Here is a 24,538-nt window from a genome sequence, read left to right as displayed (position 1 = left end):
CGGCACTCCGTCAACGCCGGCAAGCGCCTCCGGCCCCCGACCCAGCACCACCCCCAGGCCTTCGGCGTTGCGTACGCCGCACATGCGCGCCCGCAACGAACAACCACCCCAAAACCCGAACGCGCGGAGCAAAAGGGCGGGGCCCCGGATCAAGATCCGGGGCCCCGCCCTGAACGCTGCCGACGCCTACGGCGTACCAGTAATCGTCAGTTGTCGTCCTCGTCGATGAGGAACCCGCGCATCGGCGAGGGAGCCTGCCCCATCGGAGAGGGACCCTGCGGCCGGACCGGAGCCATCGGCTGGGTCATGGCCGGAGACATCTGCTGCTGACCGCCGTAGGAGGGGGCGGCCGGAGACGGACCACTGCCCATGCCCCCACCCATGCCCTGGTTGCCGCCGTACGACGGGGCGCTCGCGCCGGCCGGAGCCATGGAGGGCGCCGGGGACGGCGGCAGCGAAGCGGTCGCCGGCGTGCGCGGCGGGGCCAGCGAGTCGTCCGCCTGGGTCTCCAGCTGACGCAGCTGCGACTCCAGGTAGGACTTCAGACGGGTGCGGTACTCGCGCTCGAAGCCGCGCAGATCCTCGACCTTGCGCTCCAGCGTGGCGCGGGCGGACTCCAGGGAGCCCATCGCGACGCGGTGCTTCTCCTGCGCGTCCCGCTCCAGCGCGTCGGCCTTCGCACGGGCGTCACGCTCCAGACCCTCGGCGCGGCTGCGGGCCTCACCGACGATCTTGTTGGCCTCGGAACGGGCCTCGGCGATCGCCTGGTCGGCGGTCTGCTGGGCCAGCGAGAGCACACGCGCGGCGCTGTCGCCGCCGGGTCCCTGACCGGGGCCTCCCATCGGGCCACCCATGGGGCCGCCCATCGGGCCGCCCATCTGCTGCTGCATGGGAGGCTGACCGCCCATGGGGCCCTGGCCCATCTGCCCCTGGCCCATCTGCTGCTGCATCTGGCCCTGGCCCATGGGGCCCTGGCCCATCGGTCCCTGACCCATCGGGCCGGGACCCTGCTGCTGTCCACCCTGGCCACCAGGCCCGGCGGGCAGCTGCGGCGCACCGCTCGGCAGCTGGGGCGGGCCACCCATGGGCCCCCCCATCTGCTGCGGCGGGCCCGATATGCCGGCGGGTACGGGTCCACCGGGACCGCGCATACCCTGCTGCTGCATACCACCTTGCTGCTGCATGCCGCCCTGTTGCTGCATGCCGCCCTGTTGCTGCATGCCGCCCTGCTGCTGGTCCTGCTGCTCCGGGGGCTTGCGCATGTTCTGCTGGTTCTGCGCGGCGGCGCGCGTGGCCGCGGCCAGTTTGGCGCGCAGGTCCTCGTTCTCGCGCAGCAGACGCGTCAGTTCGGCTTCGACCTCGTCGAGGAAGGCATCGACCTCGTCCTCGTCATAGCCTTCTCGGAGGCGGACGGTCGTGAACTGCTTGTTCCGCACGTCCTCGGGGGTCAACGGCATCTCTTCACCTCAACGTAGTCATCGGCAGTCGGCAAGACCGGGTCGTCCACAGTCACCTCGCGAGTCCACCCACGACGGTGATCAAGATGTAGACGATGATCATCAGTACGAAGAAGGACAGGTCGAGCGCCACGCCCCCGAGACGCAGCGGCGGGATGAACCGCCGCAGAAGCTTGAGCGGTGGATCAGTGACAGTGTAGGTGGCCTCCAGAACGACCACCATCGCCTTGCCGGGTTGCCACGAGCGGGCGAACTGGAACACGTAGTCCATGACCAACCGGAAGATCAGCACGATGAGGAAACACATCAGAACGACCCAGAGCACTTGCCATACCACGCTCATGATCCGTGCTTCCCTCTCCCCTGTTCCATGCCTTGTTCCGGTAGTGCGTCTCAGCTCTGGTTGAAGAACCCGCCCTCTGCGATGCGGGCCTTGTCCTCCGCCGTGACATCGACGTTAGCAGGCGACAACAGGAACACCTTCTGCGTCACCCGCTCGATGCTGCCGTGAAGACCAAACACCAAACCGGCCGCAAAGTCGACAAGTCGCTTCGCATCTGTGTCGTCCATCTCAGTCAGATTCATGATCACCGGGGTGCCCTCGCGGAAGTGTTCCCCGATGGTACGGGCCTCGTTGTAGGTCCGCGGGTGCAACGTGGTGATCCGGTAAGGCTCTCGTTCGGACACGACCTTGGGCATGATCACCGGTGCGTTCTTCTCCAGACTCGAACGTTCTTGTGTGATGGATGCCACGGGTGCGATCCGGGCGGGTCGCATCGATTCCGCGGGGAGCGAAGTGGCGTGCGACACCGATTCGCGTTGCGCCGGGGGCTGCACCACTCGCACCGATTCGTCCCTTTGGGGCTGATGTGACTGGTGCGCCTGATGTGCCGGCTCGTGCCGGCGGTGGTCCCGCTCGGGCTCCGGGTCGAGTTCGGGCTCGAAGTCGTCGTCGGGGTCGAATCCCCTGCCGTCGTACCCATCGTCCTCCACGAGGCCGAGGTAGACCGCCATCTTGCGCATCGCGCCGGCCATTCTCTGAGTCCTCCGCTCTGTGGTGGATCGGCTGACGACTTCCCAAGTGCCCGCGATCCACGAGGTCGTTGCGCCCGCCTCTCGACGGAATGACCATATTTTCTGCTGTGGTCCGACTTCTTGGCGACGTTACCCGAGCCTGGGACGGACTCCGAGTACCGCAGTGCCGACGCGCACATGTGTCGCTCCGGCCGCCACGGCCTCTTCGAGGTCCGCACTCATCCCTGCCGAGACCATGTTCGCAGCCGGATGGGCCCGGCGCAGGTCGGTCGACAAATCCATCAGCCGCTCGAACGCGGCCCGTTGGCGTCCGGCAAATTCCCCGGTGAGCGGCGCGACGGTCATCAGACCATCGACCCGCAGTCCCGGCGACGCCGCCAGGAGTTCGGCCAACTCTTCGATTCCGTCCGGCCCGACGCCTCCTCGCTCACCCCGGCCGCCCTCGTCGGCGTCGAGCGCGACCTGGATGAGACATCCCACCTCACGCCCGGCCCGAACGGCCTCTTTCGACAGAGCCGTGACAAGCCTGGAACGATCGACGGACTGCACGAGATCCGCGTAACGCACCACAGAACGGACCTTGTTGGTCTGCAACTGCCCCACAAAGTGCCACACAAGAGACAGATCTGAACATTCAGCGGCCTTGGGTGCCGCGTCCTGGTCCTTGTTCTCGGCGACATGGCGCACACCGAGTTCCGACAGGGTCCGCACATCGCTCGCGGGGTAGGTCTTGGTGACCACGATCAGGGTCACCTCGTCGCGCTTGCGGCCCGCGGCCACGCAGGCCGCCACGATGCGCTCCTCCACCTTCGCCAGGTTCGCGGCGAGTTGTGCCTTACGGTCCGTCATGCCCATCAGTCCAGCCAGACATATCCCGCGAGTCGCCCCGTGGTGCGGTCGCGGCGGTACGAGAAGTGATCGCGCGACTCCAGCGTGCAGACCGGCGACTGTTCCCGGTCGTGCACCCCGAGGCGCTCCAGCTGAGTGTGCACGCCGGCGCACAGATCGACCGAGGGCGTGCCCCAACTGGTCTCGGCGTACGCCGCCGGCTCGACGGTGGCTACCTCGGCGCGCATCGTGTCGGGCACTTCGTAACACCGGCCGCAGACGGTGGGTCCGATGCGGGCGACGATCCGCGCGGGGTCGGCACCGATCCCGGTCATGGCCCGCACGGCGGCGGGGACCACTCCGGCGACCATGCCGGGCCGGCCCGCGTGGGCGGCGGCGGCGATCCCGGCGACGGGGTCGGCAAGCAGGACGGGCACGCAGTCGGCGGTGAGGACGGCGAGCGCGAGACCGCGCCGGGCGGTGACGACCGCGTCGACGGACGGGAGGTCGTCCGAGCCCCAGGGCCCGTCGACCACAGCCACGTCCGCACCATGTACCTGGTTCATCCAGACGACCCGGTCCGGCTCCAGGCCCAGCGACTTCGCCGCCAGCTCCCGGTTCGTCGTCACGGCGCCGGCGTCGTCCCCGACCGCCCCGCCAAGATTGAGCTCCTCATACGGAGCGGCGCTCACCCCGCCCCACCGGTCGGTGAAGGCGAAGTGCGCGCCGCTCACGTTCTCGCGCTGTCCTATCACTTGAGGAAGTCCGGCACGTCCAGTTCCTCCGCCGCGCTGTCCGAGTAGGACCGGGACGGCGGGACCGGCGGCGGGACCGGCAGGTCGTTCACCGGCTCCGGGGCGGGCTCGGGCTCCGCCTTCGGCTTGACGCTGCCGAGCGAGCCGAAGGACGGGCGGGTCTCGGCGGGCCGCGCCGGCGCCGGCTCCTCACGCTTGGCCGAGGCCGAACCGAGGATGTTGTCCCGCTTGGCCGGCGGCTGACCGCCGTCGAACCCGGCGGCGATCACGGTGACTCTGACCTCGTCGCCGAGCGCGTCGTCGATGACCGCGCCGAAGATGATGTTGGCCTCGGGGTGGGCGGCCTCGCTGACCAGCTGGGCGGCCTCGTTGATCTCGAACAGACCGAGGTCGGAGCCGCCGGAGATGGAGAGCAGCACACCTCGGGCGCCGTCGATGGAGGCCTCCAGGAGCGGCGAGGAGATAGCCATCTCGGCGGCGGCCACCGCGCGGTCGTCGCCGCGGGCCGAGCCGATGCCCATGAGGGCCGAACCGGCCTCGGACATCACGGACTTGACGTCGGCGAAGTCGAGGTTGATCAGACCGGGCGTGGTGATGAGGTCGGTGATGCCCTGGACACCGGAGAGCAGGACCTGGTCGGCCGACTTGAAGGCGTCGAGGACCGAGACCTGGCGGTCCGAGATGGACAACAGCCGGTCGTTCGGGATGACGATGAGCGTGTCGACCTCTTCGCGGAGCTCGGCGATGCCGTCCTCGGCCTGGTTGGCGCGGCGGCGGCCCTCGAAGGTGAAGGGACGGGTGACCACGCCGATGGTGAGGGCTCCCAGCGAGCGGGCGATGTTGGCCACGACTGGCGCGCCGCCGGTGCCGGTGCCTCCGCCCTCACCGGCCGTCACGAAGACCATGTCGGCCCCCTTGAGGACCTCCTCGATCTCCTCGCGGTGGTCCTCGGCGGCCTTGCGGCCGACGGCCGGGTTGGCGCCGGCGCCGAGTCCGCGGGTGAGTTCACGGCCGACGTCGAGCTTGACGTCGGCGTCGCTCATCAACAGAGCTTGCGCGTCGGTGTTGATGGCGATGAACTCGACGCCCTTGAGACCGACCTCGATCATCCGGTTGATGGCATTGACACCACCGCCGCCGACACCGATGACTTTGATGACTGCGAGGTAGTTCTGCGGTGCTGCCACGTCGAAGGCCTCTCGCCTCGAGTTACGTGTCGCCGCTTCGCGGGGTACCCGCGATCCGACGACTGATGCCGAAGTGGGACGGTCCGAACGCCGACCCGAACCCTAACGCTGAAGTTTAGGGTTACCAGTGTGACTGTTCCTTGGACCCTTCCGAACAGGACACTAAGTCGACAAGTGGCGCACGTTCAACGAACACGCCGAACCTCCCGTTTTTCTTTTCACCCTATGTGATCAGCCATAGCGGTGCCCAACCAGGGTGCTGGCCTGCGCGGATGTGCGTCAACTCCCTGATGACGCGGGCGCGGCGGGGACACTCACGTCGAAGTGCCCCGCGTCCGGGGCGGCTTTCATCAGGGCGGTGAGCGCACGGGCTTTCGCGCGCCCCTTCTCCGCACTTCCCCAGGCGACCGTACGGTCTCCGCTCAACTCCAACGAGATGGAGTCATAGGAACGGACCTTGACGGCAAGGGTCTGGCGCGCGATCGCGGCCGGAATGGCACCGGCGGCCCGCACGGCCTCCCGTACGAGCCGGTCCTCGCCGAACCGCCGCAGACTGGCGGCGGACGAACCGGACCGGGCCGCCGCCAATCGCAGGAGCGGAACACCCTTCGGGGCTCGCGAAACCGTGGCAAAACGCACACCCTTCGCGTCCACTTCGACGTACTTGCCCGAATTTTTGGCCGCTTCGACAAGCAGAACCGGAGTACGTTCACTTACTTTCAGCCCGATTCCATGGGGCCAGGAACGGATGACCTCAACCGAGTCGATTCGGGGCAATTCCCGGAGCAATCTCGACTCGACCGCCTCCGTGTCGACGGAAATCAGCGGCTCACCGAGGGGCACCTCGGCGGCCTCACGCACCTGGGCCTGGGTCAGCACCCGGGTGCCCGACACCGAGACCCGCTCGGCCCGCAGCCACGAGGAGCCGTACAGGGCCCAGAGCGAGGCGCCGCCGACCAGCACCAGGGCGACCGCGGCAGCGGTCAGCGCCCTGGGGCCGGGCAGCCGCCGCCGCGACAGCGGGCCGGAGTCCAGATCCTCGTCTGCGCCGCGTTCGGCGGTGCTCGGTCCGGCCACGCTCCCCTGCCTTCTGCCGCGCCTTTAACGGCGCGACGCGATCGCCTCGTACACCATCCCGACGAGCAGGTCGTCGGCGTCCCGGCGGCCGAACTCGCCGGCGGCGCGGGACATCTCGTACAGCCGGTGCGGGTCGGCGAGCACGGGCAGGACGTTCTGCTGGACCCACTGGGGGGTCAGGTCCGCGTCGTCGACCAGCAGTCCGCCGCCGGCCTTGACCACCGGCTGGGCGTTCAGCCGCTGTTCGCCGTTGCCGATGGGCAGCGGGACGTATGCGGCAGGGAGCCCGACGGCTGAGAGTTCGGCGACGGTCATCGCGCCCGCGCGGCAGAGCATCATGTCGGCCGCGGCGTACGCGAGGTCCATCCGGTCCACGTACGGTACCGGGATGTACGGGGGCATCCCCGGCATCTGGTGCACCTGCGGCAGTTCGTTCTTCGGGCCGACCGCGTGCAGGATCTGGATCCCGGCCTGCTGGAGGTAGGGGGCGACCTGCTGGACGACCTCGTTGAGGCGGCGGGCACCCTGGGAACCGCCGGAGACCAGCAGGGTCGGCAGGTTGGGGTCGAGGCCGAACAGGGCGCGGGCCTCGGGCCGCGCGGCTGCCCGGTCCAGGGTGGCGATGGCGCGGCGCAGCGGGATGCCGATGTAGCGGGCGTCGCGGAGCTTGCTGTCCGGGGTGGAGACGGCGACCCGGGCGGCGTACCGGGAGCCGATCTTGTTGGCCAGACCCGGCCGGGCGTTGGCCTCGTGGACGACGATCGGCACGCCGAGGCGCTTGGCGGCGAGGTAGCCGGGCAGCGCGACGTAGCCGCCGAAGCCGACGACGGCGTCCGCCTTGGTGCGCTCCAGAATCTGCTCGGTCGCCTTGATCGTGCCGCGCAGTCGGCCGGGCACGGTGATCAGCTCGGGGGTGGGTTTGCGCGGCAGGGGCACGGCGGGGATCAGCGCGAGTTCGTAGCCGCGCTCGGGGACGAGGCGTGTCTCAAGGCCGCGCTCCGTGCCCAGCGCCGTGATGCCCACAGTCGGGTCCCGCCTGCGCAGGGCGTCCGCGAGGGCGAGCGCGGGCTCGATGTGACCGGCGGTTCCGCCACCGGCGAGGACGACATGCACCGAAATTCACCGCTCTCCGGACGAACGTGCCGAGGCACGCCGTCGCATCGTTTTCCATCTCCCGGGCCCCGAAGGGCCACCGCCACGCTTTCTACCAAAGCGGGGTTGCCGCATGGCGAGCGCCGCCCGCGCAGCGGGTTCGTCGCGCGCGAAGGCGATCAGCAACCCGATGGCGAACATGGTCGGCAGCAGGGCGGAACCTCCGTAGGAGAACAGCGGGAGCGGGACTCCGGCGATCGGCAGCAGACCGAGCACCGCACCCATGTTGATCACCGCCTGAGCGGTGATCCAGGTGGTCACGCCTCCCGCGGCATACCTGACGAAGGGGTCCTCCGTGCGTCCGGCCACGCGGATACCCGCATAGCCTAGAGCCGCGAAGAGGGCGAGCACCGACAGCGTCCCCGCGAGGCCCAGTTCCTCACCGGTGACGGCGAAGATGAAGTCGGTGTGCGCTTCCGGGAGTTGACCCCATTTTTCCACACTGGCACCGAGGCCGGAGCCGAAGATTCCGCCCGAGGCCAGGGCGTAGAGGCCGTGCACGGCCTGCCAGCAGTCGGCGCCGTCCGTGCGGGGTTCGGTGGCTCCGATGCAGGCGAGACGGGCCATGCGGTTCTCGCTGGTCCTGATCAGGACGAACCCGATGAACCCTGCGACGGACAGCACGCTCACGAACAGTCGCGTCGGCGCCCCGGCCAGCCACAGCAGGCCGAACAGGATCGCCGTGAGAATGATCGCGGTGCCCATGTCGCCGCCGAGCATGATCAGCCCGAGGAGCATGAAGGCCACCGGAACGAGCGGCACCAGCATGTGCTTCCACTGCGCGAGGAGGCGCTTGTCCTCCTTGCGGGCCAGCAGGTCCGCGCCCCACAGCACGAGCGCCAGCTTGCCGAACTCGCTGGGCTGGATCTGGAACGAGCCGCCGAGCGCGATCCAGTTCTGGTTGCCGTTGATCGACTGCCCTATCCCCGGCACCTGGACCAGCGCCATCAGGAACACACAGCCGGCCAGGATCGGGTACGCCAGAGCCCGGTGCAGCTTCACCGGCATCCGCGAGGCCAGGAGAAGCAGCACGGTGCCGATCACGGCCGCGAGGAACTGCTTGCGGAAGAAGAAGGTCCCCGGCAGCGACTTCTGCAAGGCCGTGATCTGCGAGGCCGAGTAGACCATCACCAGGCCCAGCACGGTGATCAGCAGACTGCCGCCGAGGATCAGGTAGTACGCGGTCAGCGGCCGGTCCCAGGCCTTGCGCGCACGCGTGTGGAGCCTCCGCACGGGGTTGTCGCGCGGGGGGCGAGGCAGGGGTGGCCGCCGGGTGAGTCGCCGGACGGGAGGGCGGCCGGTACGGCTACCGGGCATCGGGGACGCCTTTCCCGCTGTGCACCGACCACGACCACATCCGTGTCACGCGTTCCCTCCCGAGTTCACCCGGCACGGCCGCCAGGCGGGGGCGGGCCGGTCAGCCGTCCGCGGCGGCGAGTTCGCGGACGGCCTCCGCGAACGCGTCCCCGCGCTTGTTGTAGTTGACGAACATGTCCATCGACGCGCAGGCCGGCGCCAGCAACACCGTGTCGCCCGCCCGCGCGAGCGTCCGCGCCTCGCGGACCGCGGCGGACATCGCCCCAGTGTCGTTCCGGTCGAGGTCGGCTACCGGCACTTCGGGCGCGTGTCGCTCGAGCGCTTCGCGGATCAGCGCGCGATCCGCGCCGATCAGCACGACGCCCCGCAGCCTCTTCGCAGAACTGGCGACGAGTTCGTCGAAGGTCGCGCCCTTGGCGAGGCCGCCCGCGATCCACACGATCGACTCGTACGCCGCCAACGAGGCCTGCGCCGCATGCGTGTTGGTGGCCTTGGAGTCGTCGATGTAGGCGACGCCGTCCACGTCGGCGACGTGCGCGATGCGGTGCGCGTCCGGCGTGAAGGCCCGCAGCCCGTCCCGTACGGCCGCGGCGGGCACCCCGAAGGCCCGTGCGAGGGCCGCCGCCGCGAGGGCGTTGGCGATGTTGTGCGGGGCCGGCGGGTCGACGTCGGAGATCTCGGCGAGTTCCTGGGCGTTCTTCTGCCGGTTCTCCACGAAGGCGCGGTCGACCAGGATGCCGTCCACGACGCCGAGTTGGGACGGCCCCGGCGTGCCGAGGGTGAATCCGACGGCCCGGCAGCCCTCTTCGACATCCGCCTGACGGACCAGGTCCTCGGTGGCCTTGTCGGCCACGTTGTAGACACAGGCGACCTGGTTGCCCTCGTAGACGCGGCCCTTGTCGGCGGCGTACGCCTCCATGGAGCCGTGCCAGTCGAGGTGGTCGGGGGCGAGGTTGAGGACGGCGGCGGAGTGGGCGCGCAGGGACGGGGACCAGTGGAGCTGGTAGCTGGACAACTCCACGGCCAGCACGTCGTACTCCTCGTCGCCGAGGACGACGTCCAGCAGCGAGACCCCGATGTTGCCGACGGCGGCCGTACGCAGGCCCGCCGCCTTCAGGATCGAGGCGAGCATCTGGACGGTCGTGGTCTTGCCGTTGGTGCCCGTGACGGCCAGCCAGGGGGCCGCTTCGGGGCCGCGGAGCCGCCAGGCCAGCTCGACGTCCCCCCAGACGGGGACGCCGGCTTCGGCGGCGGCGGCGAACAGCGGCTTGCCGGGCTTCCAGCCGGGGGTGGTGACGATCAGTTCGGTGCCCTCGGGCAGGGACGCGCCGTCGCCGAGGCGCACGGTGATGCCGAGCGCCTCCAGGTCGGCGGCCTGCGCGCGGGCGCGCTCGTCCGCGCCGTCGTTGACGACCGTGACGGACGCGCCGAGGCCGTGCAGCACCTTGGCCGCCGGGATGCCGGAGACGCCGAGTCCGGCGACGGTGACGCGCTTCCCCTGCCAGTCGGTCACTTCTCGGCCGCCCATCCCGCGTAGAAGAGGCCCAGTCCGACGATCACGCAGATGCCCTGGATGATCCAGAAACGGACCACGACAAGGACCTCGGACCATCCCTTGAGCTCGAAGTGGTGCTGGAGCGGTGCCATGCGGAAGACACGCTTGCCGGTGAGGCGGAAGGAACCGACCTGGATGACGACCGACATGGTGATGAGGACGAACAGACCGCCGAGGAGCGCGAGCAGCAGCTCGGTGCGGGAGCAGATCGCGAGCCCCGCGAGCGCGCCGCCGAGCGCCAGGGAACCGGTGTCGCCCATGAAGATCTTGGCCGGCGAGGTGTTCCACCACAGGAAGCCGAGGCAGGCGCCCATCAGCGCGGAGGCCACGATCGCCAGGTCGAGGGGATCTCGTACCTCGAAGCAGGCCGCCGGGTTGGTCAGGGTCTCCGTGTTGGCGCAGGACTCCTGGAACTGCCAGACACCGATGAAGGTGTACGCGCCGAAGACGAGGACCGAGGCACCGGTGGCGAGACCGTCCAGACCGTCGGTCAGGTTCACGCCGTTCGACATCGCGAGGATCATGAACAGGGCCCAGATCACGAACAGCACCGGGCCGATGGTCCAGCCGAAGTCCTCCACGAAGGAGATCTTGGTGGAGGCCGGCGTCTGGCCGCGGACGTCCGGGAACTGCAGCGCGAGGACCGCGAAGGCGATGCCGACGATCAACTGGCCGGCCATCTTCGCCTTGGCCCGCAGGCCCAGCGAACGGCGCTTGACGATCTTGATGTAGTCGTCGAGGAAGCCGACCAGGCCCATGCCGGCCATCAGGCCGAGCACCAGCAGACCGGAGTAGGCCGGCGGCTGGCCCGAGATCACCTTGGCCAGGAAGTACGCGATGATCGTCGCCAGGATGAAGGCGATACCACCCATCGTCGGCGTACCGCGCTTGCTGCCGTGCGTGCGCGGGCCGTCGTCGCGGATGTACTGGCCGTAGCCCTTGCGGGCAAGCAGCTTGATCAGCAGCGGGGTGCCGACCAGGGTCAGGAAGAGGCCAATGACTCCTGCGAACAGGATCTGGTTCATCATCGGGCGGCAACCTCACCCTCGACGCCGCTGTCGAGCAGCGCCTGCGCCACGCTCTCGAGCCCGACCGACCGGGACGCCTTCACGAGTACGACGTCTCCCGGGCGCAACTGACTGCGCAACAGGTCGACCGCCGCCTGTGCGTCGGACACGTGCACCGACTCCTCACCCCACGAACCCTCGTTATATGCGCCCAGTTGGAGCCAGGACGCTTCCCTGCCCCCGACCGCGACGAGCTTGCCGACATTGAGCCGGACGGCGAGCCGTCCGACCGCGTCGTGCTCGGCGAGCGAATCGTCCCCGAGCTCGGCCATCTTGCCGAGCACCGCCCACGTACGACCCCCTTGTGCCTGTGTGGCCTTGCCCATCGCCGCGAGCGCGCGCAGCGCGGCTCGCATGGACTCGGGGTTCGCGTTGTAGGCGTCGTTGACGACCGTCACGCCGTCCGGGCGCTCGGTGACCTCCATCCGCCAGCGGGAGAGGGAGCCCGCCTCGGAGAGCGCGGTGGCGATCTCGTCTGCGGACATGCCCAGCTCATGGGCGACGGCGGCCGCGGCGAGCGCGTTCGACACGTGGTGCTCACCGTACAGGCGCATGGTCACATCGCTTGCACCGGAGGGTGTGTGAAGCCTGAACGCGGGCTGTCCGGCGTCGGTGAGCGTCACGTTCTCGGCGCGTACGTCCGCTTCGCCGGACTCTCCGAAGAGGATCACCTTCGCCTTCGTACGGGACGCCATGGCCCGTACGAGGGGGTCGTCGGCGTTGAGGATCGCGGCGCCGTCCTCCGGCAGGGCCTCCACCAGCTCGCCCTTGGCCTGGGCGATCTGCTCCCGGCCACCGAACTCGCCGATGTGTGCGGTGCCGACGTTGAGCACGAGGCCGATCCTCGGCGGGGTCAGGTCGGCGAGGTACCGGATGTGGCCGACGCCGCGGGCGCCCATCTCCAGGACGAGGAAACGGGTTTCCTCCGTGGCGCTGAGCGCGGTGAGGGGCAGTCCGATCTCGTTGTTGAGGGAGCCGGGCGTGAACACCGTCGGCGCCTTGCGCCGGAGCACCTGCGCGAGGAGGTCCTTGGTACTGGTCTTGCCCGCGGAGCCGGTGAGTGCCACGAGGGTGGCGCCGAGCCTGTGCACGACGTGGCGGGCGAGGGCGCCGAGCGCCGTCTGGACGTCGGCCACGACGATCGCGGGCACGCCGACGGGACGGGACGCCAGCACCGCTGCCGCGCCCGCCTCGACGACCGCGGCCGCGTAGTCGTGACCATCCACCCGCTCGCCCACGAAGGCGACGAAGAGGCTGCCGGACTCCACCTCACGGGAGTCCCGGACGACCGGTCCGGTGACCTGGACCGACGGATCCGGTATGTCGTGCGTCTGCCCGCCGACGACTTCTGCGATCTCGGCGAGAGAGAGGGCGATCACAAGTTCATCCCTGGGTCTGCTGGATAGCTTCGCGGAGCACCTGGCGGTCGTCGAAGGGACGTACCACGCCGGCGACGTCCTGGCCCTGCTCGTGACCCTTGCCCGCGACCAGCACGGTGTCGCCCGGCTGCGCGCGGGCCACCGCCGCGGCGATCGCGGCGGCCCGGTCCTCGAAGAGGAGGACCTCGCCGCGCTCGTGCGTCGGCACGGAGGCCGCGCCTTCGAGCATGGACGCGAGGATCGCGAGGGGGTCCTCGGAGCGGGGGTTGTCGGAGGTGAGTACGGCCGTGTCGGAGAACCGTGCCATGGCGGCGCCCATCCGACCGCGCTTGGTCCGGTCCCGGTCGCCGCCACAGCCGAGCACGACGTGCAGCCGCCCCTCGGTGACCTTGCGCAGTGCCTTGAGGACCGACTCCACGGCGTCCGTCTTGTGGGCGTAGTCGACGACCGCGAGGTACGGCTGTCCGGCGTCCACGCGTTCCAGACGGCCCGGCACACCCGGTACGGCGGCGACGCCGTCGGCGGCGGTCTGCGGGTCGATCCCGGCCACGGCCAGGGCGACGATCGCGGCGAGGGCGTTGGCGACGTTGAACGGGCCCGCGAGCGGCGACCGGGCGGTGACCCGCTCGCCCTTGGGACCGATCGCTGTGAACGTCGAGTCCAGCGGGCCGACCTCCACGTCCTCGGCACGCCAGTCGGCGTCGGGGTGTCCCTCGGCGGAGAAGGTGACGACCGGAACCGTCGCTTCCGTGACGAGTCGGCGGCCGTACTCGTCGTCGAGGTTGACGACGCCGAGCCTGCTGCGTTTCGGCGTGAACAACCGTGCCTTCGCCTGGAAGTAGTCCTCCATGTCGGAGTGGAACTCCATGTGCTCCGGGCTGAGGTTGTTGAAGATCGCGACATCGAAGACGCAGCCGTCGACCCTACCGAGGACCAGCGCGTGGCTGGACACCTCCATGACGACCGAGTCGACGCCGCGTTCGCGCATGACCGCGAACAGCGCCTGGAGGTCGGTGGCCTCGGGGGTGGTCCGCTCGGACTTGATCCGCTCGTCGCCGATGCGCATCTCGACCGTGCCGATGAGACCGGTGGAGCGGACGGTCTTCAGACCGCCCTCGACGAGATACGCGGTGGTGGTCTTGCCGGAGGTGCCGGTGATGCCGATCTGGAGCAGGTCGCGGCCCGGACGGCCGTAGATCGTGGTCGCCAGCTCGCCCATCCGCGCGCGCGGTTCGTCGACCACGAGGACCGGAAGCCCGGTGGCCGCGGCGCGCTCGGCACCGGTCGGGTCGGTCAGGACGGCCGCGGCGCCGAGGCCGGCCGCCTGGGTCACGAAGTCGGCTCCGTGCAGGCGGGCGCCGGGCAGGGCGGCGTACAGGTCGCCGGGCCGGACGGCGCGCGAGTCATGGGTGATGCCCGTGACCTCGACGGTGTCCGCGCCCGCCGGCCGCTCGGCACCCAACTGACCGGCGAGTTCCGCGAGGGGTGCGGCGAAGACGCGGGCCGGCCTGGGCGGTCCCGGGTAGGTCACGGGAACGTCCTTCTGGGTGGTTTGGGACTGATCAGCGTGTGGCACGGCGGTGAGCGTACCGGGCGCACCCCCGCCGGAGCTAAAGGGGAGCCCGCGCGGGGCGCGGTCCGGCAAGGGCGGTGGTGGCAGACGGGTGGGCGAGGGTTTGTGCGAACGGGGCGGTGGTGTGTGGTTCCCGGAGTCGGGAGTGATCATGGTCACGAGTCGGTTCCTGGCTGGTTGCGCTGATCAGTGAGTGGATCAGGATGTGGTCAGGGGGCACGTCAGGGCGTGAAGGTGACGGGCAGGTTCGCGGGCTTCGCCCCGGTGGGCGGGACCTGGAGGGTCTTCAGGGCGAACTCCATGACCTCCTTGTAGATGGGGCCGCAGATCTGGCCGCCGAAGTAGTTGCCCTCGGTGGCGTTCTGGATCGCGCAGTAGACGGTGACCCGCGGCTTGTCGGCGGGTGCGAACCCGGCGAACGACGAGGTGTAGCCGCGGTACCTGCCGGTGGCCGGATCCACGCGGTTGGCCGTACCCGTCTTGCCCGCGACCCGGTAGCCGGGGATGCGCGCCTTGGTGCCCGTACCCTCCTCGTCGTCCACGACGGACTCCAGCATCCGGGCGAGGGTCTTCGCCGTCTTCTCGCTCACGACCCGTGTCTTCCCGGGCTTCTCGGCGGGGGTGAAGCGACCGTCCGGTCCCTTGGTGCCCCGTACGAGGGTGGGCTCGACGCGTACGCCGCCGTTGGCGATCGTCGAGTAGACGGAGGCCGCCTGCATGGCGTTTATCGACACGCCCTGGCCGAAAGGGATCGTGTACTGCTGCGAGGTCGACCAGTCGGCCGGCGCGGCGAGGATGCCCTTGGTCTCGCCGGGGAAGCCGAGGCCGGTGTAGCTGCCGATGCCGAACTTGCGCAGGTACGAGTAGAGGATCCGGTTGGACTCCTGCTGGTTCCTGCCCAGTTCGCCGGTGGCGAGGATGGTGCCGATGTTGCTGGACTTGGCGAGCACGCCGTTGAGCGTCAGGTACCAGGTGGGGTGGTCGATGTCGTCCTTGAAGAGCCGGTCGCCGCGGTGCAGCCGGTTGGGCACGGTGACGTGCGTTCCCGGCGTGGCGACGCTCTCCTCCAGTACCGCGGCCATCGACATGACCTTGGCCGTGGAGCCGGGCTCGTAGGCGTCCTGGAGGGCCGCGTTGCCCAGGGCGTCCGGGTTCGCCTTCGTGAGGTCGTTGGGGTCGAAGCCGGGCGAGTTGGCCATGGCGAGGATCTCGCCGGTGCGGGTGTCCTGCACTATCACGTAGCCGCGGTCCGCCTTGGATTTCTTCACCTGCTCGGTGATGGCGTTCTGCGCGGCCCACTGGATGTCGCGGTCGATCGTCAGCTCGACGTCGGAGCCGGCCACGGCGGGGGTCTCGGTGGAGCCCGCGGTGGGCACGAGACGGCCGCCGGACTGGGCGTAGCGGATCTTGCCGTCCTTGCCCGCCAAACGTTTGTTCAACTGCTGCTCGATGCCGCCGCCGCCCTTGCCCTCGGCGTTGACCCAGCCCAGTATCCCGGCGGCGAGGTCGCCGTTGGGGTACACGCGCTTGCTGCTGGGCTCCTGGAAGACGCCGGCCAGCACGTTGACCGTGCCCTTGTCGTTCCTGGCCTTCTTGACGAGCGCGGTCTTGAGGTCGCTGATCTGGTTCCAGACCTGGGGGGTCTGGCGCCGAGCCAGCAGCACGTAACGCGTGTTCCTGGTGCGCAGCTTCTCGGTGATCGCCTCCCGGTCCGCGCCGAGGATCGGCGCGAGGAGCGCGGCGGCCTGCTCGGGCCCGTCGCCGACCTTGAGCTGCTCGCGCGTGAACATCGTCGGGTCGGCCGTGATGTCGTTGGCGTCCGTGCTGACCGCCAGGTCGACGCCGTTGCGGTCGGTGATCCCGCCGCGCTCGGCGGCCAGCACCCGGCCGACGTACCGGTTCTGGTCGGCCTTGGCCGCGTACTCGCTCGCGTCGACGGCCTGTACCTGGAGCAGCCGTACGACGAAGGCGATCAACACCAGGGTCAGCGCGAGGCTCACCATGCGCAGCCGGGGGCGGGAGCTGCCCAGGCGGATGGTGCGCGCGGCCGGTTGCCGGGGTGCGCTCGGGCGGCGCTGCGCGGCGGGGCGGGCCCCGGGGCCCGGTCGGCGCTGCTGGCCGCTCGGGCGCACGGGCCGGGCGGGTCCGGGTACGCGGCGGCGCGGGGGCTGCCTGCCTGAATCGGCCACTTCCGTCACCTGCCGGGGTTCGTCGAGAGCGGGGTGGACTGTATGGACGGGCTGGTGGGGGTGGGGCTGACCGCGGGCGCCGGGGCCTGCGGCCGTGCCGAAGAGACCGAGGGGGTGGGGGTGGGGGGCGGGCTCTCGGGCGGTCCGGGGTCGAGGATCTCGGGCGCGAGGACGAGCGGTACGCGGGCCGCGGACTGCTGGGCGGCGGGCCCCGGCACACCCCTGACGGTGCCGTCGGGGTTCAGGAAGGCCGGGTCGCCGCCGGGGACCATGCCCAGCTCGCGGGCGCGGCGCTGGAGGGCGTCGGGCGCGGAGTAGGCGTCCACGTCCCGCTGGAGCGCCTGTTCCTCGTCGGTGTAGCCCTTCACGTCGTCCTGGAGGTCGTCGAGCTTGAACGACCCTTCGCTGAGCGCGGAGTTCAGCACGAGGAGACCGATGAGGCCGCCGCCCAGGAGGAGGACGACCAAGAGGACGAACGGGGTGCGGGCGGCCCCCTTGGGTCCTGCGGGCAGAAGCCGCGCGAGACGGGCGGCCCGGCCCCTCAGTTCGGGTTTCCTGCTCACGCACCCTCCCTGCGAGTTGGTTTTCCGGACTCACACCCCATCCCCGCGAGTTGGCTTCTCGGACTCACCCACCGCCCCCTTCACGCACCGTGTGCGGTCGCCTCGGGCGCCTCATGCGACGTCCTCCCGGACGCGTTCCGCCCCGCGCAGCCGTGCGGGCGCGGCGCGCCGGTTCTCGGCGACCTCTTCCTCGGTGGGAAGTTCGGCACCACGGGTGAGGAGCTTGAGCCGCGGCTGGTAGCGCTCGGGGACGACGGGCAGTCCGGGGGGCGCGGTGGTGGCGGCACCCGCCGCGAACACCTGCTTGACGAGGCGGTCTTCGAGCGAGTGGTACGACAGCACGGCGATCCGGCCGCCGACCGCGAGGGCCTTCACGGCGGCGGGGATCGCCCGCTCCAGGACGGTGAGCTCGCCGTTGACCTCGATGCGCAACGCCTGGAAGGTGCGCTTGGCGGGGTTGCCGCCGGTGCGCTTGGCCGCCTGCGGCAGGGCGTCGCGGATCAGTTCGACGAGGCGCGCACTGTTGGTGAAGGACTCCTTGGCCCGCTCGCGCACGATCGCGGAGACGATCCGCTTGGCCTGCTTCTCCTCGCCGTACGCCCGCAGGATCCGGACGAGTTCGCCCGGCGGATAGGTGTTGAGGACCTCGGCCGCGCTGACGCCGGTCGTCTGGTCCATCCGCATGTCGAGGGGGGCGTCCTGGGCGTACGCGAAGCCTCGGCCGGCCTCGTCGAGCTGCATGGAGGAGACGCCGAGGTCGAACAGGACCCCCTGGACACGCGGAAGGCCCAGGCGGTCGAGCACGTCGGGGAGTTCGTCGTAGACGGCGTGCACGAGCGTGGCGCGCTCACCGAAGGGAGCGAGCCGTTCACCGGAGAGGCGCAGGGCTTCCTTGTCGCGGTCGAGGGCGACGAGCCGGGCCTCGGGGAACCGCGTGAGCAGGGCCTCGCTGTGGCCGCCGAGGCCGAGCGTGCAGTCGACCACGACGGCGCCGGGCTCCGTGAGGGCCGGGGCCAGCATGTCCAGGCACCGCTGGAGCATGACGGGAACGTGGCGGCTGTTGCTCAAGGGGCCCTCTCAGGTCCGGCGCGAGCCGCACGTACGCGCCGCGCACGCGGGGAGATGCCGGACTGTCACCGGATCTCCTGGGGTTTTCGGTCCAGCGGGGAGCCTCGCCTCCCGCTCCGCGTCACTTTAGTCCACGGCCCTTCGCGGTCAATCAACCGGCCTGCGCGTCGCGACGCCTGGCTCTGGCGAAGCCGCGAACAGGGGGAAACCACCCTTACAGCCGCGATCCCGCCATCCTTGTGGGTTACCTCACAACAAGACTCAATGGTGTTCTTTGTCCTCTCTCACAAAGCGCCCTCGGCGGGCGTGACCAGTACCGTCATGGCTATGACGACCTCCGCAGCACTTCCCGCCGGGCCCGAAGGCGCCATAGCCGAGGGCACTGTCACCGACCGTCTCGTCGAGGCGAACGAGCGGTACGCCGCCGCGTTCACCGACCCCGGGATGGACGCCCGTCCCGTCCTCCGGGTCGCGGTCGTGGCCTGCATGGACGCCCGCCTCGACCTGCACGACGCACTCGGCCTGGAACTCGGCGACTGCCACACCATCCGCAACGCGGGCGGCGTGGTCACCGACGACGTGATCCGGTCCCTCACCATCAGCCAGCGCAAGCTCGGCACCCGCAGCGTCGTCCTCATCCACCACACCGGCTGCGGCCTGGAGGCCCTCACCGAGGACTTCCGCACCGAGCTGGAGGCGGAGGTCGGCCAGCGCCCGGCCTGGGCGGTGGAGTCCTTCCGGGACGTCGACCAGGACGTACGTCAGTCCATGCAGCGGGTACGTACCAACCCGTTCCTGCTGCACACCGACGACGTACGGGGCTTCGTCTTCGACGTGCGGACGGGCCTGCTCCGGGAGATCGACCCGGCCTGAGCACCGTCGAACCCGCATGCCCCAGCCGCTCCTACCGCCCCGGAGCGGTCCCGCGCAGCCCGGTTTCCTGTCAATCTCCTGGCATCCCGGCGTTCAAAAGACCTGTAAACCCGACATATCGCGGCCGGTTATCCACAGCCGAGTGACACGGATTGGTAACGGCAGCAAGAATGCGGGGGTGACGTCACGCGGAGCACTCCGCACGTGGTGTCCGTGTTCGGGGTGGGCCGGTCCGCATCGCGCGGAGCGTCGGCCCGTGGAAAGAACGGGCCGAGGAGGGCCGGGTGACGACCTATGACGATCGAGCGAGCCTCACTGATCTGACCAGCACTGTGGAGCGAGTCCGCAGTTCGGTCGAAGGAGTGATCGAGGGCAAGCCTGAGGTCGTACGGCTTTCGCTGACCGTGCTGCTCGCCGAGGGACATCTTCTGATCGAGGACGTGCCCGGCGTAGGCAAGACCATGCTGGCCAAGGCACTGGCACGGTCCATCGACTGCTCGGTACGGCGTATCCAGTTCACGCCCGACCTACTGCCGTCGGACATCACGGGGGTGTCCATCTGGGACCAGCAGCGCAAGGAGTTCGAGTTCAAGCCGGGCGCGATCTTCTCGCAGATCGTGATCGGCGACGAGATCAACCGCGCCTCGCCGAAGACGCAGTCCGCGCTCCTGGAGTCCCTGGAGGAGCGCCAGGTCACGATCGACGGCCAGACGTACGAGCTGCCGAACCCCTTCATGGTGGTGGCCACGCAGAACCCGGTCGAGATGGAGGGCACGTATCCGCTGCCGGAGGCCCAGCGCGACCGCTTCATGGCCCGGGTCTCCGTCGGCTACCCCAGCCCGGAGGCCGAACTGCAGATGCTCGACGTCCACGGCGGCGTCTCGCCGCTGGAGGACATGCAGCCGGTGGCGCACGCGCACGAGATCGTGAAGCTGATCGAGGCCGTCCGCGATGTGCACGTCGCGGAAACGGTCAAGCGCTACGCGGTGGACCTGGTCGGCGCCACCCGCACCCACGCGGACCTCAGACTCGGCGCCTCGCCGCGCGCCACGCTGCATCTGCTGCGCGCGGCGAAGGCGACCGCCGCACTGAGCGGCCGGGAGTACGCGCTGCCGGACGACATCCAGTCGCTCGCCGTGGCCGTCCTCGCCCACCGGCTGCTGCCCACCGCCCAGGCCCAGCTCAACCGCCGTACGCCGGAGCAGGTCGTCCAGGAGATCCTGCAGCGCACGCCCGTACCGCAGGCGCCCCAGCCGCAGAGCGGCTTCGGTTCGGTCCACGCCGCGCCCGCGTATCCGCAGCAGCCACCGCGGAGGCTTGGATGACCACCGCCGGGCCGGCGCCCGCACCGGAGCAGGACAAGGGCGGACTGCGCACGGCTCTCGCCGGTCTCACCACGCGCGGGCGCTCCTTCCTGGCCGCCGGCGTGGCCGCGGCCGTCTGCGCGTACGTCCTCGGCCAGAGCGACCTGCTCCGGGTCGGCCTGCTGCTCGCCGTGCTGCCGCTGGTCTGCGCGATCGTGCTCTACCGCACCCGCTACCGGGTCGCCGGCAGCCGCCGCCTCTCCCCCGCGCGCGTGCCCGCCGGCAGCGAGGCCCGCGTCCACTTGCGGATGGACAACGTCTCGCGGCTGCCCACCGGGCTGCTGATGCTCCAGGACCGGGTGCCGTACGTACTCGGTCCGCGCCCCCGGTTCGTCCTGGACCGGGTGGAGGCGGGCGGCCGACGCGAGGTGTCGTACCGCGTCCGCTCCGACCTGCGGGGCCGCTATCCGCTGGGCCCGCTCCAGCTGCGCCTGACCGACCCGTTCGGCATGTGCGAGCTGACCCGCTCCTTCTCGACGTACGACACCCTGACGGTCATCCCGCGCGTGGAGCCGCTGGCGCCGGTGCGGCTGGGCGGTGAGGCGAAGGGGTACGGCGACGGCCGCCAGCGCTCGCTGGCCCTGGCCGGCGAGGACGACATGATCCCACGCGGCTACCGACACGGCGACGACCTGCGCCGGGTGCACTGGCGCTCGACCGCGCGCTACGGCGAGCTGATGGTCCGCCGCGAGGAGCAGCCGCAGCGCGCCCGCTGCACGGTGCTGCTGGACACGCGGGCCGAGGCCTACCTCGGCGCGGGCCCGGACTCGGGCTTCGAGTGGGCCGTCTCCGGCGCCGCGTCCATGCTGGTGCACATGCTCGAACGAGGCTTCTCCGTACGGCTGTTGACGGACACGGGCAGCTCGGTGCCCGGCGAGGGCACGGACGGGTTCGCGGGCGCCAGGCAGGAGTCCGCCGACGCGGCCGGACTGATGATGGACACCCTCGCGGTGATCGACCACTCGGAGGGCACCGGGCTCTCGCCCGCGTACGACGTGCTGCGCGGGGGCAACGAGGGGCTGCTGGTCGCCTTCCTCGGTGACCTCGACGAGGAGCAGGCGACGGTGGTCGGGAAGATGCGTCAGCGCAGCGGCGGGGCGGTCGCCTTCCTGCTGGACAGCGAGACGTGGACGACCGAACCGGGCGAGGTGCCCGGTGCCGGGGGCGCCGGCGAGGAGTCGCTGCGTCTGCTGCGGGAGGCGAGCTGGACGGCGCTGACCGTGCCGCGCGGCGCCTCGCTGACGGATCTGTGGCGCCAGGCGGGCCGACAGCGCACCGGCGTGTTGTCCGGCGGCGGTAGGGAGGGGCGGTCATGAGCGGGCGGGCGAGGCTGGCGCTGTGCGCCTGGGCCGCCACGGTCATGGCGGCGTGTGCGCTGCTGCCGCTGGTCGATCCGGCGACCTGGATCCTCCAGGTGGCCCTCATGCTGGGCGTGCAGACCGGAGTGGGAGCGCTCACCCGGCGGGTCCCGCTGGCCCGGCCGCTGACCGTGGCCGCGCAGGCGCTGGTCACACTGATGATGCTGACGCTGGTCTTCGCCCGGCAGCAGGCGGTGGCCTGGATCGTCCCCGGTCCGGAGGTGTTCCAGCACTTCGCGACCCTGCTGCAGACCGGCGCCGAGGACGTCGGGCGGTACGCCATACCGGCGCCGCTGAGCGAGGGCATCCGACTGATGATCATCGGCGGGGTGCTGGTGATCGGCCTGATGGTCGACGCGCTCGCGGTGACGTTCCGCAGCGCGGCCCCGGCCGGACTGCCGCTGCTCGCGCTGTACTCGGTCGCCGCCGGGCTCTCCGACGGTGCCGCGTGGCTGTGGTTCGTGCTGGCGTCCGCCGGCTATCTGCTGCTGCTCCTGACCGAGAGCCGCGACCGGCTCTCGCAGTGGGGCCGGATCTTCGGCGGCGCGCCGCACGGCCTGCGCGCGGAGTCGGCGAACGGCGCCGTGGCCCCGGTGCGAACGGGGCGGCGCATCGGCGCCGTCGCGCTGGGCATCGCCCTGGTGGTGCCGCTCGGGCTGCCCTCCCTCGACGGCGGGTTGCTGGCCGGCGCGGGCGCCGGACTCGGCAGGGGCTCGGGTGGCGGCGGCACGATCTCCGCGGTGAACCCCCTGGTGTCGCTGCGCGACAGCCTGAACGTCGACGAGGACCGCCAGGTCCTCTCCTACCGCACCAACACGGACAACGTGCAGGAGATGTACCTGCGGATCGTCTCCCTTGACGACTTCGACGGCACCTCCTGGAAGCCGACCGAGCGTGCCATCACCGAGGTCCCGGACGACTTCGGCACACCGATCGGCCTCGCCTCCGACGTCAGGCGGAGCTCGATCGAGACGCGGATCGTCGCGGCGCGCGACTACGAGCAGGACTGGCTGCCGATGCCGTATCCGGTGACCGGTGTGGACATCGACGGCGACTGGCGGTACGAGCCCGTGGGGCGCACCCTCGTCGGTGACCACGACCAGAACACCAGGGGCGCTCAGTACAAGGTCGAGAGTCTGATCGTGCAGCCGACTGCGGACCAGCTGGCCTCGGCGCCGGAGCCGCCGCCGTCCCTGCGGCGGGAGTACACCAAGGTGCCCGCCTCGCTGCCGTCGGTGGTGGCGCGGACGGCGCGGGAGGTCACCAAGGGCTCGGCGAACAACTACGAGCGGGCCGTGAAGCTCCAGGACTGGTTCGCCTTCAGCGGGGAGTTCACGTACGACACCGAGGTGCGGGTCGGCACTGGTTCGCGGGCGATAGCCCGGTTCCTGCAGGAGAAGGAGGGCTTCTGCGTCCACTTCTCCTTCGCGATGGCGGCGATGGCCCGCACGCTGGGCATACCAGCCCGGGTGGCCGTGGGCTTCACGCCCGGCACCCCGCAGACGAACGGCACGATGTCGGTGGGGCTGCGCGACGCGCACGCCTGGCCGGAGCTGTACTTCGAGGGTGTGGGCTGGACCCGCTTCGAGCCGACCCCCAACCGGGGCACGACGCCGCAGTACACGGTGCCGGAGGATTCCGGTACGGGCGGTCTGCCCGAGGTGCCCCGGCCTTCGCAGTCGGCGTCCACGGCGCCGTCCACCGCGCCGTCGGCGAGTGAGGGCTGCACGCCCCAGGAGGTGAGGCTGGAGGGCTGTGCGAGCGAGTCCGCGGCGGCCGTGGCGGGCTCGGACGAAAGCGAGCGCTCCCTCTGGGGTCTGCTGTTCTTCTCGCCCTGGGCCCTGCTGATCCTGCCGGGGGCGCTGCTGGCGCTGGCGATTCCGTTGCTGCCGATGCTGTGGCGGCTGCGGGTCCGGTCCGTGCGGCTGGGCGCGCACGACGGCACGCTGCCGAAGGCGGCGCCTGGGGCGGCTGCCGCGCGGGGGGTGACCGACGAGAGTGGCGAACCGAAGGGCTCCCAGGCACCGCCGGGCAGAGCCACCGCGTACGGCCGTACGGAGGCTGCGGCGGCGCATGCGCTGGCCGCCTGGCAGGAGGTGACCGACACGGCGTGGGACTACGGGGTCGCGCCGGACGAGTCGCAGACGCCCCGCAAGGCCGCCGCGCGGATCGTGCGGCTCGGTCAGCTCGAACCATCGGCCGCGGAGGCGGTGCACCGGGTGGCGGCGGCGGTGGAGCAGGTCCTCTTCGCTCCGCGTCCGCTGATCCCGGCGGGCCTGGCCCGGGACGCGCACCATGTCGGGGCCGGCCTGCGGGCGCACGCCGGCCGTCGGACGAGGCTCCGGGCACTCCTGCTGCCGCGTTCGACCATCAGGGTGGCCTGGGCCGCATCCGCCCGCTGGGCCCGGACCAGGGACGAGCTGCTGACCCGTGTCCCGACACTGCGCCCGCCCTGGCGCCGCCCCTCGACGGGCGGCGGCCAGAACAGCTGAGACCCTGTATGCGTCTGCCCCCGCCGGGTTCGCCCGGCGGGGGCAGACGCATACAGGGGAGGAGCGTGTACCCGGCTCCCGGCTCACTCACCGCACAGCCGCCGCGCTCAGCTGCCTTCCCGCCAGCCGTGCGGCTCAGTCGCCCCCGCGGAACGACGCTGCGACATCCCCGGCGGCCACGGTTCGAAGCGGCGCGGCTGTTCGAATTCCGGGTGTGCGTGAAGGGTGACCGCCCTTTGGGTGGTCACC

General features: G+C 70.6%; 20 protein-coding genes. 4 read left to right on the top strand and 16 right to left on the bottom strand.

Annotated elements, in window-relative coordinates; translation table 11 throughout:
* Positions 1–206: 206 nt before the first annotated feature.
* From WBG99_RS27005 to rsmH, 16 genes are all read right to left on the bottom strand, one after another.
* Positions 207–1,457 carry a DivIVA domain-containing protein gene (locus tag WBG99_RS27005; RefSeq protein WP_338898782.1) on the bottom strand — a complete coding sequence of 417 codons (1,251 nt, stop codon included), beginning with the start codon at positions 1,455–1,457 and terminating at the stop codon, positions 207–209.
* Positions 1,458–1,509: 52 nt separating this feature from the next.
* On the bottom strand, positions 1,510–1,800 hold the full coding sequence (locus tag WBG99_RS27000; protein ID WP_338898781.1) for a YggT family protein: 291 nt from the start codon (positions 1,798–1,800) through the stop codon (positions 1,510–1,512).
* Positions 1,801–1,850: 50 nt separating this feature from the next.
* Positions 1,851–2,492: a cell division protein SepF gene (sepF, locus tag WBG99_RS26995; protein WP_338898780.1), complete on the bottom strand. Its 642-nt coding sequence runs from the start codon at positions 2,490–2,492 to the stop codon at positions 1,851–1,853.
* Between the two features lie 129 nt (positions 2,493–2,621).
* On the bottom strand, positions 2,622–3,341 hold the full coding sequence (locus WBG99_RS26990) for a YggS family pyridoxal phosphate-dependent enzyme (RefSeq protein WP_338900506.1): 720 nt from the start codon (positions 3,339–3,341) through the stop codon (positions 2,622–2,624).
* A 5-nt stretch (positions 3,342–3,346) separates the two neighbouring features.
* Entirely contained in the window at positions 3,347–4,075 is a 729-nt protein-coding gene (gene pgeF, locus WBG99_RS26985; RefSeq protein ID WP_338898779.1) for a peptidoglycan editing factor PgeF, read from the bottom strand.
* Entirely contained in the window at positions 4,072–5,262 is a 1,191-nt protein-coding gene (gene ftsZ / locus WBG99_RS26980) for a cell division protein FtsZ (protein WP_338898778.1), read from the bottom strand. Before ftsZ ends, pgeF begins: the two co-directional genes overlap by 4 nt.
* 279 nt (positions 5,263–5,541) lie before the next feature.
* Positions 5,542–6,339, bottom strand: coding sequence for an FtsQ-type POTRA domain-containing protein (locus tag WBG99_RS26975; RefSeq protein ID WP_338898777.1), 798 nt, complete (start codon positions 6,337–6,339; stop codon positions 5,542–5,544).
* A gap of 24 nt (positions 6,340–6,363) precedes the next feature.
* Complete coding sequence (gene murG / locus WBG99_RS26970) at positions 6,364–7,452, bottom strand: undecaprenyldiphospho-muramoylpentapeptide beta-N-acetylglucosaminyltransferase (protein ID WP_338898776.1); 1,089 nt, start codon at positions 7,450–7,452, stop codon at positions 6,364–6,366.
* 6 nt (positions 7,453–7,458) lie between these two features.
* Entirely contained in the window at positions 7,459–8,808 is a 1,350-nt protein-coding gene (gene ftsW / locus WBG99_RS26965; RefSeq protein ID WP_338898775.1) for a putative lipid II flippase FtsW, read from the bottom strand.
* Positions 8,809–8,908: 100 nt separating this feature from the next.
* On the bottom strand, positions 8,909–10,336 hold the full coding sequence (gene murD / locus WBG99_RS26960; protein WP_338898774.1) for a UDP-N-acetylmuramoyl-L-alanine--D-glutamate ligase: 1,428 nt from the start codon (positions 10,334–10,336) through the stop codon (positions 8,909–8,911).
* Positions 10,318–11,391 carry a phospho-N-acetylmuramoyl-pentapeptide-transferase gene (gene mraY, locus WBG99_RS26955; protein WP_338898773.1) on the bottom strand — a complete coding sequence of 358 codons (1,074 nt, stop codon included), beginning with the start codon at positions 11,389–11,391 and terminating at the stop codon, positions 10,318–10,320. The genes murD and mraY overlap by 19 nt, the downstream gene beginning before the upstream one ends.
* Positions 11,388–12,809 (bottom strand): UDP-N-acetylmuramoyl-tripeptide--D-alanyl-D-alanine ligase, encoded by a 1,422-nt coding sequence (murF, locus tag WBG99_RS26950; RefSeq protein ID WP_338898772.1) that lies wholly within the window; start codon positions 12,807–12,809, stop codon positions 11,388–11,390. Before murF ends, mraY begins: the two co-directional genes overlap by 4 nt.
* Positions 12,810–12,813: 4 nt before the next feature.
* On the bottom strand, positions 12,814–14,340 hold the full coding sequence (locus WBG99_RS26945) for a UDP-N-acetylmuramoyl-L-alanyl-D-glutamate--2,6-diaminopimelate ligase (RefSeq protein WP_338898771.1): 1,527 nt from the start codon (positions 14,338–14,340) through the stop codon (positions 12,814–12,816).
* A gap of 263 nt (positions 14,341–14,603) precedes the next feature.
* Positions 14,604–16,385 (bottom strand): penicillin-binding protein 2, encoded by a 1,782-nt coding sequence (locus tag WBG99_RS26940; protein ID WP_338900505.1) that lies wholly within the window; start codon positions 16,383–16,385, stop codon positions 14,604–14,606.
* Positions 16,386–16,576: 191 nt separating this feature from the next.
* The gene (locus WBG99_RS26935; RefSeq protein ID WP_338898770.1) at positions 16,577–17,134 is read right to left on the bottom strand and encodes a hypothetical protein; all 558 of its coding nucleotides are present in this window, start codon (positions 17,132–17,134) and stop codon (positions 16,577–16,579) included.
* Positions 17,135–17,245: 111 nt separating this feature from the next.
* Positions 17,246–18,202, bottom strand: a complete 957-nt coding sequence (gene rsmH, locus WBG99_RS26930; RefSeq protein ID WP_338898769.1) for a 16S rRNA (cytosine(1402)-N(4))-methyltransferase RsmH — start codon at positions 18,200–18,202, stop codon at positions 17,246–17,248.
* Positions 18,203–18,529: 327 nt separating this feature from the next.
* Between rsmH and WBG99_RS26925 the strand changes: the two genes are divergently transcribed.
* The 4 genes from WBG99_RS26925 to WBG99_RS26910 all read left to right on the top strand — a co-directional run bounded on the left by WBG99_RS26925 (position 18,530) and on the right by WBG99_RS26910 (position 24,289).
* Positions 18,530–19,075: a carbonic anhydrase gene (locus WBG99_RS26925; RefSeq protein WP_338898768.1), complete on the top strand. Its 546-nt coding sequence runs from the start codon at positions 18,530–18,532 to the stop codon at positions 19,073–19,075.
* Positions 19,076–19,359: 284 nt separating this feature from the next.
* Positions 19,360–20,400 (top strand): MoxR family ATPase, encoded by a 1,041-nt coding sequence (locus tag WBG99_RS26920; RefSeq protein WP_338898767.1) that lies wholly within the window; start codon positions 19,360–19,362, stop codon positions 20,398–20,400.
* Positions 20,397–21,755, top strand: a complete 1,359-nt coding sequence (locus WBG99_RS26915; protein WP_338898766.1) for a DUF58 domain-containing protein — start codon at positions 20,397–20,399, stop codon at positions 21,753–21,755. Before WBG99_RS26920 ends, WBG99_RS26915 begins: the two co-directional genes overlap by 4 nt.
* Positions 21,752–24,289: a DUF3488 and transglutaminase-like domain-containing protein gene (locus tag WBG99_RS26910; RefSeq protein WP_338898765.1), complete on the top strand. Its 2,538-nt coding sequence runs from the start codon at positions 21,752–21,754 to the stop codon at positions 24,287–24,289. Before WBG99_RS26915 ends, WBG99_RS26910 begins: the two co-directional genes overlap by 4 nt.
* Positions 24,290–24,538 lie beyond the last annotated feature (249 nt).

The organism is Streptomyces sp. TG1A-60, from assembly GCF_037201975.1.
Classification (GTDB): Bacteria; Actinomycetota; Actinomycetes; order Streptomycetales; family Streptomycetaceae; genus Streptomyces.
This window is presented reverse-complemented; position numbering and strand designations above follow the sequence as displayed.

Coding starts and splice junctions, on each gene's coding strand:
- WBG99_RS26940 (WP_338900505.1), bottom strand. CDS start 16,385: ATGGTGAGCCTCGCGCTGACCCTGGTGTTGATCGCCTTCGTCGTACGG.
- WBG99_RS26910 (WP_338898765.1), top strand. CDS start 21,752: ATGAGCGGGCGGGCGAGGCTGGCGCTGTGCGCCTGGGCCGCCACGGTC.
- WBG99_RS27005 (WP_338898782.1), bottom strand. CDS start 1,457: ATGCCGTTGACCCCCGAGGACGTGCGGAACAAGCAGTTCACGACCGTC.
- WBG99_RS26925 (WP_338898768.1), top strand. CDS start 18,530: ATGACGACCTCCGCAGCACTTCCCGCCGGGCCCGAAGGCGCCATAGCC.
- WBG99_RS26990 (WP_338900506.1), bottom strand. CDS start 3,341: ATGACGGACCGTAAGGCACAACTCGCCGCGAACCTGGCGAAGGTGGAG.
- sepF (WP_338898780.1), bottom strand. CDS start 2,492: ATGGCCGGCGCGATGCGCAAGATGGCGGTCTACCTCGGCCTCGTGGAG.
- WBG99_RS27000 (WP_338898781.1), bottom strand. CDS start 1,800: ATGAGCGTGGTATGGCAAGTGCTCTGGGTCGTTCTGATGTGTTTCCTC.
- murD (WP_338898774.1), bottom strand. CDS start 10,336: ATGGGCGGCCGAGAAGTGACCGACTGGCAGGGGAAGCGCGTCACCGTC.
- WBG99_RS26915 (WP_338898766.1), top strand. CDS start 20,397: ATGACCACCGCCGGGCCGGCGCCCGCACCGGAGCAGGACAAGGGCGGA.
- mraY (WP_338898773.1), bottom strand. CDS start 11,391: ATGATGAACCAGATCCTGTTCGCAGGAGTCATTGGCCTCTTCCTGACC.
- ftsW (WP_338898775.1), bottom strand. CDS start 8,808: ATGCCCGGTAGCCGTACCGGCCGCCCTCCCGTCCGGCGACTCACCCGG.